Source organism: Paraburkholderia sp. Ac-20347 (assembly GCF_017104805.1).
In the GTDB taxonomy this organism is placed as follows: domain Bacteria; phylum Pseudomonadota; class Gammaproteobacteria; order Burkholderiales; family Burkholderiaceae; genus Paraburkholderia; species Paraburkholderia tropica.
Map to the genome: position 1 here is coordinate 1 of NZ_JAAGPN010000362.1, position 6234 is coordinate 6234.

The 6234-nt window shown below is 66.6% G+C and carries 5 protein-coding genes; 2 read left to right on the forward strand and 3 right to left on the reverse strand.

Annotated features, from left to right (window positions below):
* Together G3N97_RS35315 and G3N97_RS35320 are read left to right on the forward strand one after the other, a co-directional pair.
* Positions 1-261: Sua5 family C-terminal domain-containing protein (locus G3N97_RS35315; protein WP_277397865.1), on the forward strand; the 261-nt coding region annotated here is incomplete at its 5' end.
* A gap of 146 nt (positions 262-407) precedes the next feature.
* Entirely contained in the window at positions 408-1637 is a 1230-nt protein-coding gene (locus tag G3N97_RS35320; protein WP_205997466.1) for a Fic family protein, read from the forward strand.
* Between the two features lie 93 nt (positions 1638-1730).
* Here the strand turns inward: G3N97_RS35320 and G3N97_RS35325 are convergent, their stop codons facing one another.
* From G3N97_RS35325 to dacB, 3 genes are all read right to left on the reverse strand, one after another.
* Positions 1731-2984 (reverse strand): SGNH/GDSL hydrolase family protein, encoded by a 1254-nt coding sequence (locus tag G3N97_RS35325; RefSeq protein WP_205997467.1) that lies wholly within the window; start codon positions 2982-2984, stop codon positions 1731-1733.
* A 118-nt stretch (positions 2985-3102) separates the two neighbouring features.
* Positions 3103-4029: a sterol desaturase family protein gene (locus tag G3N97_RS35330; RefSeq protein WP_205997468.1), complete on the reverse strand. Its 927-nt coding sequence runs from the start codon at positions 4027-4029 to the stop codon at positions 3103-3105.
* A gap of 439 nt (positions 4030-4468) precedes the next feature.
* The gene (gene dacB / locus G3N97_RS35335; RefSeq protein WP_241031035.1) at positions 4469-6109 is read right to left on the reverse strand and encodes a D-alanyl-D-alanine carboxypeptidase/D-alanyl-D-alanine-endopeptidase; all 1641 of its coding nucleotides are present in this window, start codon (positions 6107-6109) and stop codon (positions 4469-4471) included.
* Positions 6110-6234: the final 125 nt, after the last annotated feature.

Consider the following 6234-nt stretch of genomic DNA (forward strand, 5'->3'; position numbering starts at 1 on the left):
GCGCGCGACGCGGGCGAGACGGTGGCGCTGGTGGCGCGCGCCTCGCGCGCGGGCGCATGGGCGCAGGCGGCGAACGTGCATTTCGTGGCTGCGCCCGAAGAACCGCAGGCGTATGCGCGCGAGCTGTATGGTTTGCTGCGCGCGCTCGATCGCGCGAATGTCTCGCGCATTCTCATCGAGAAGCTGCCGGAGACGATCGAATGGATCGCCGTGAACGACCGGCTCGGCCGCGCGGCGGCGGCGTTCGAGGCGCAGGAGTAGGGTGGGGCGTGGGCGCAGGCGGTCGCGGAATTAGTCGCCACGACTGTCGCCATGGTTGTGCTATCTCATTGTGACTAAAGGATTTCTGCGGATAGAATGCATCTCTGATAGTCGCCACGATACGCGCCACGTCACTGCTTCGTCTCATGCATCCGACCGCCAGCCGCTACGCCTACGACCAGCCTCACCAGATGCAGCCGCTTATGCCCGGCGAGCATCGGCTCGACGCGTTACGCCCGCGCGCGGCGCAGGTCATCGCTGAATCGGCGGGACTCGCGGCGCAGGGCATGCCCCGGTTGCGCGCCTTGCTGCGCGAGGCGCTGCGGCCGATGAATTCGTACTACACCAACAAGATCGAAGGGCAGCATACCGAGCCGTTGCTGATCGAGCAGGCGATGCAGCGCGACTTTTCCAGCAAGCCGGACGAGGCGCGGCGTCAGCGCATTGCGCTGGCGCATATCGAAACCGAGCGCTGGAGCGAGGCGGCATGGCCACATTTCGATTCCGCGCGCCACTTCGCGCCGGACACGATCCGCGCGATCCATCGCCATTTGCACGCGCAGCTACACCCTGACGATCTTCAGCAAAAGGACGACGAAAACCGCCTGATCGCTGTCGATCCGGGAGAGTGGCGTAATCAGGGCGTTCAGGTCGGACGCCATATCCCGCCCGATCCCGCCGCGATTCCCGCCTTTATGGACGCGTGGCAAGCCGGTTATCAATACGCGCGCGCCGGTGAAACGGCGTTGATCGCTTTGGGCGCCGCGCATCATCGTTTAACGTGGATTCACCCTTTTCTCGACGGTAACGGCCGGGTTGCGCGGCTGCATACCCATGTTGGGCTCGCCGGACTTGGCTTGACGCATGGCTTGTGGTCGCCGATGCGCGGTTTTGCGCGCTCGCAGCCACAGTATTACGCCGCGCTCGTCGAAGCCGATCAGCCGCGCAAGGGCGATCTCGATGGACGCGGCAATCTCAGCGAGTCCGGTCTTGTGCAGTTCATCGACTACTTTCTCGATATCTGTCTCGATCAGATCGGATTCATGCGCGGCATGCTCGATCTCGGCGCGTTCGAAATGCGGCTCGCGCAGATGCTCGCGGCCCTCGCGCAGTCCGCCGATACGCGTTTCCTTCGCGCGGAAGCCGCCATGCCGCTCGCCATGCTCGGAACGGTCGATTCCATCGATCGCGCGCGTTTCAAGGCCATGACCGGCCTCGCGCCGCGCACGGCCGATCGCTTGCTGGCCGAACTGCTCAAGATCGGGATCGTGGATTCGCCCACGCCGCGCGGTCCGCTCGAACTGGCTTTGCCGCTCTCGCTTTTTCGCTGGTTGTTTCCGCGTTTGTGGCCCGAGGCGGAGGCTACCGGCACGTAGGTGTTCATCGCGGCTTACGCCCCGCCAAACAAAAAGCCCGGCCTTTCCAGGCCGGGCTTTTTTTATGCAACGCAACAGCGCAGGGCCGCAAACTTACTTCCCAAGCCCCGAAGCCGCGATTGTCTGCTCGACGTATTGCGCGAACAGCGCGTGCGTGTGCGTGCTCGGATGGACCGTGTCGGCGAACACGTAAGTCTGGTCCGCGTTCGCCACCGTGTAGCTCTGCGGCGAGCAGAACAGCGACGACTGGAACTGCGCGCCGTATTCCGCGGCCGTCATGCCGTTTTGCAGCACTTGCGGATACTTCTGCGCGTAGGCGGTGGCGTTCTGCGCCATCAGCGTCAGGTTACAGGCCGTGCCAGTGTTGGTGACCGTGAAGCCGTTCGCCTGGGCGTTCGGCAGCACGACGGTGTCGAGCCACGTGAACGCATCGGCGAGAATCACCGCCTTCGAGCTGATGGCCGACGCGAGCGCCGTCTCGACGATGCCGTTGTAGGCCGCCGTGATGCCGGTCAGCAGCGCCGCCGCGCCGGCCGACTGCGCGTTCGCCGCCACGCCGAGCGGCGTCTGGCCGATATCGGGAACGGTCATGAACACGACGTGCTTGCCGCCCGCCTGCAGAATCGTCTGCACCTGCGTGGCCATCGCCACGGCCGCCTGGTAGACCTGCGCGTTGTTCTGCTGCAGATAGCCGGCGATGAACTGCACCTGGCCCGCCTGCGTGTTCGGCAGTTTGCCGGCCGTCACGAGCGCCGGGAAATCGGTTTGCAGCGCCGCGCCGAGCGCCTGCAGGTTCGCCGTCGTCGCGTACTGGAAGATGTCGTTCGCGCCGCCGTTGATCAGCACGAGCTGGCTGTCGTTGAAGCTCTTGTAGGCGCTCAGGTAGTTGCTCACCTGGGTCTCGACCGGCACGGTGGTCGCCGCCGCGTTGTTCGGCGCCCAGCCTTCGCCTTCGGGGAAGGCCGCGCTGACGTCCGAGCCGCCTTGCGCGTAGCCCATGCCGCCCGTGGCGGTGAGCGCGAGGCCGAAGCCGCCTTCGTAGGCCGGCGTGATGGTGCCGCCGTAGTATTCCGCGATCTTCTGCACCCAGATCTCGCCCGGGTTCGTCGTGAACTTGCCGCCGCCGAAGCCCGGCAGGATTTGCGGCGAGTAGGTGCCGACGTCGGAGAGGCTGTCGCCGAACGACACGACCTGCAGTTTCACGCCGCCCGCCGGCGTCGTGCTGGCGCTGCTGTTGTTGTCGCCACTGCCGCCGCCGCACGCGGCGAGGAGGGCGAAAGCGGCGCTCGCGAGAGCGATCTGGGAGGCGCGCAGCAGCGTACGGTGTCTCGTTCCTTGGTGCTTCATATTCACTTCATCTCCTCGGTGTGTGGCTTGATGGCCACTGCTTCAATGCAAACTGCCGGTGCGGATCTGGCTTGTGTACTTCGTTCCCCGTTCTCTGGCCGACAGCCTACGCAATCTCCTAAGGTTCGCGCGACCCGCACTCACCCTTGGTGTTGTTTTCCGTCACGGCCGCCTGCGAGGCCCGCGGCGCGAGCGCGAGGTCGTGGCGCGCGCACCAATCGGGCGGCGCGAACAGCGCAGCAAGCCGCGTGCGCCAGTCCGGCATGCGCGCGCAGTCGCGCGCCATCGCGATCCATTCGTGAAAGCTCGCCTTCAGCGGGTTGTAGGTATCGAGCGGCTTGACGATGCCGTACACGGGCGGTTCGAGCGCATCTTCTTCGACGTAGCTGCCGAACAGACGGTCCCAGATCGCCAGCACGCCGGCGTAATTGCGGTCGATATAACGCTCGTTGCGCGCGTGATGGACGCGATGCATCGACGGCGTGTTGAACACGTATTCGAGCCAGCCGAGCTTGCCGATCGCCTGCGTATGCACGAAGAACTGAAACGCGAGATTGACAAGCACGATGCCGACGATCTGCATCGGCGTGAAACCGATCACCGCGAGCGGAATCCAGAACAGCCACATGCCTGCGACGGGATACATCAGGCTCTGCCGGAAGGCGGTGGAAAGATTGAGGCGTCCCGACGAATGATGGACGACGTGGGCGGCCCACAGCCAGCGCACGCGATGGCTCGCGCGGTGAAACACGTAGTAGAGCAGGTCCTGGGCGACGAACAGCGCGAGCCAGGCGCGCCAGCCGGGCTGCCAGTCTGTCAGACGCCAGTGACGCCAGACCCAGGCGTAGACGGGAATCGCGACGAGCCACGCGAGCTTGTCGGCGCCCTGATGCATGAGCGCGAGCGCGGCGTTGCAGAGCGTATCGGGCCAACTGTAGAGGGCTGTGCCGGGGCGCGTGCGGGCGAGATGCCAGGCTTCCCAGCCGATGCAGGCGAGAAATACGGGCGCGAGCGCGAGCAGCAGCCATTGCGCGTCGAACTGCACGAACGTCGTCCTCCTCGTCCCGAGTGCGGCGCTGGCGCCGCGTTGTTGTGTGTCTCGTCTCCAGAGCGCCGTCGCGTGCCCTTCCCGGTGCAAGAGGGCGTGCGCGCGGCTGCCGGTGCGCTGTGTCTTTTCCTGAAGCGCTACCGGACTTTGCCCGTCAGAGTACACGCCCGCGACGCGCGACGCTCGGGGCTTTGCTAGAGGAAATCTTCGAAGCGGCCCGCCGGGCGGCCCTTGCGCGGCGTGCGATGCGGGGAGGTGGCGTGCCGGATCGGCATGCGGCGGGGGCGCCTGGGGCGATGAGGAAACGCGGAGAAAGCGGCCGGACGGCGCGCGTTAGAGGAGACGGATGCGAGCGCCAGGAAAGCGCCCAGGTCAAGCGTTCAGCACCGCGGACGAAACGTCATGACGACGTGCCGTCCGCGTGCGAGTGCCACGCTCAGTGCGCGGCGTGGTGCTTCTTCGTAGCCTTGCCGGAAGCCTTGGCCGACGTCTTCGCCGAGGCCTTGGCCGTTGCCTTTTCCGAGGTCTTTTCCGTCGACTTGCGGCCGACCGTTTCGCTGACCCGCTCGACCCGCACGCCGTGGCCCGCGCGCGACGCCTTCGACGCCTTGCGCGGATGCGGATCGACATACACCGGATGCTCCTCGGGCATGCCCTTGTAGACCCATTCGAGCAGCGCATCGTGAGCGGCGCGCGCGCCTTCCGCGCGCGGATCGTTGATCAGGCTCACGACGATCCAGCTCGAACCGTTCTCGGCGGCCACGTAGCCCGCGATCGCGCGCACATCGCGCAGCGTGCCGGTCTTGATGTGCGCGTTGCCGCCCACGCCCGCGTTGGTCAGGCGGTTGCGCATCGTGCCGTCCACGCCCGCGACCGGCAGCGAGTCGATAAAGACCTGCGCGACCGGGCTCGCGTTGGCCGTCTGCAGCAGGTTCGCGAGCGAGAGCGCGCTGATGTGCTCTTCGCGCGAGAGGCCGCAGCCGTTGTCGAGCACGAGTTCGGGCATCGCGAGGCCGTTGCGGTGCAGGAAGTTCGTCACTGCCGACGCGGCCTTCGCCGTGGTTGAAGGCGGCTTGCCCTCGACCGCGCCGAGCGTGAGAAACAGATTGCGCGCCATCACGTTGTTGCTGAACTTGTTGATGTCGTGCACGACGTCGCCAAGCGGCGGGCTCTGGTGCACGGCCACGAGACGCGCGCGCGGCGGCACGACGCCTTCGTGCGTCGCGCCCGAGAAGCTGCCGCCCGCCTGTTGCCAGAGCGCGAGGAAGCCGTCGGTGAAGAACGTCGAGTGATCGACGGGCGCGGCCATGTTGAGCGTGCGCGCGCCGCAGCGCATCGCGTAGTTGCCGTCGAAGCTCGCGGTGACCACGCCGTTCGCGCCGGGCGTGACCTGCGGGCTCGGCAGCATGCCGCGGCACGCGCCGGGACGCTCGTGAATCTGGTTGTCGATCTGCCATTGCGCGACCGGCGGCACCACGTCGATCGAGACGCCTTCGCGCGACGGCGAGAACGTGAAGGACACCGACTTGAACGCGTACATCAGCGGATCGGGGCCGACGTTATAGGGCGCGCTTTCGTCGCCGTCGAACGAGGGCAGGTCGCGCGTGGACGGATCGAACTCGCTCTTGTCGAGCACGAGCGCGCCTTCGATGCGCGTGATGCCCGACGCGCGGATTTTCTGCACGAGGTCGATCAGTTCTTCGGGCACGAGTTTCGGATCGCCGGTGCCCTTGATGTAGAGATTGCCGTGCAGCGTGCCGCTCGCATCGACTTCGCCGTCGGTGTAGGCCGAGGTCTTCCAGCGGTAGTCGGCGCCCAGCATCGCGAGGCCGCTCCAGGTGGTGACGAGCTTCATCGTCGAGGCGGGCATCATCGGCTGGCCGGCGTTGACGGCCACGCTCGGCGAGCGGTCGCCGACTTTTTCGATCACCACGCTCATCGACGAAAGCGGCACGTGTGCGCGTTCGAGCCCCGTCATCACCGAAGGCGGCAGCACGGTGCTGACGTTGACGGTCGGCGTGCGGCCCTCGGTCGGCTGCGCGTAGGCGGCGGGCGCGGCGCAGAACGCGGCGCTCAGCGCGGCACAGACGAGCGTGAGAGAAAGCGTGCGGCCGGCCGTGCTGGCGCGTGCGCGAGCAGGCGTGGCGGAAGCGAGGCTGGCGGCTTGACGCGACGGCAGGCGCCAGAAGCGGCGAAGGGAGC

Bases quoted from the DNA above. Each gene is read 5' to 3' on its own strand.
- G3N97_RS35320 (WP_205997466.1), top strand. From the start codon at position 408: ATGCATCCGACCGCCAGCCGCTACGCCTACGACCAGCCTCACCAGATG.
- G3N97_RS35325 (WP_205997467.1), bottom strand. From the start codon at position 2,984: ATGAAGCACCAAGGAACGAGACACCGTACGCTGCTGCGCGCCTCCCAG.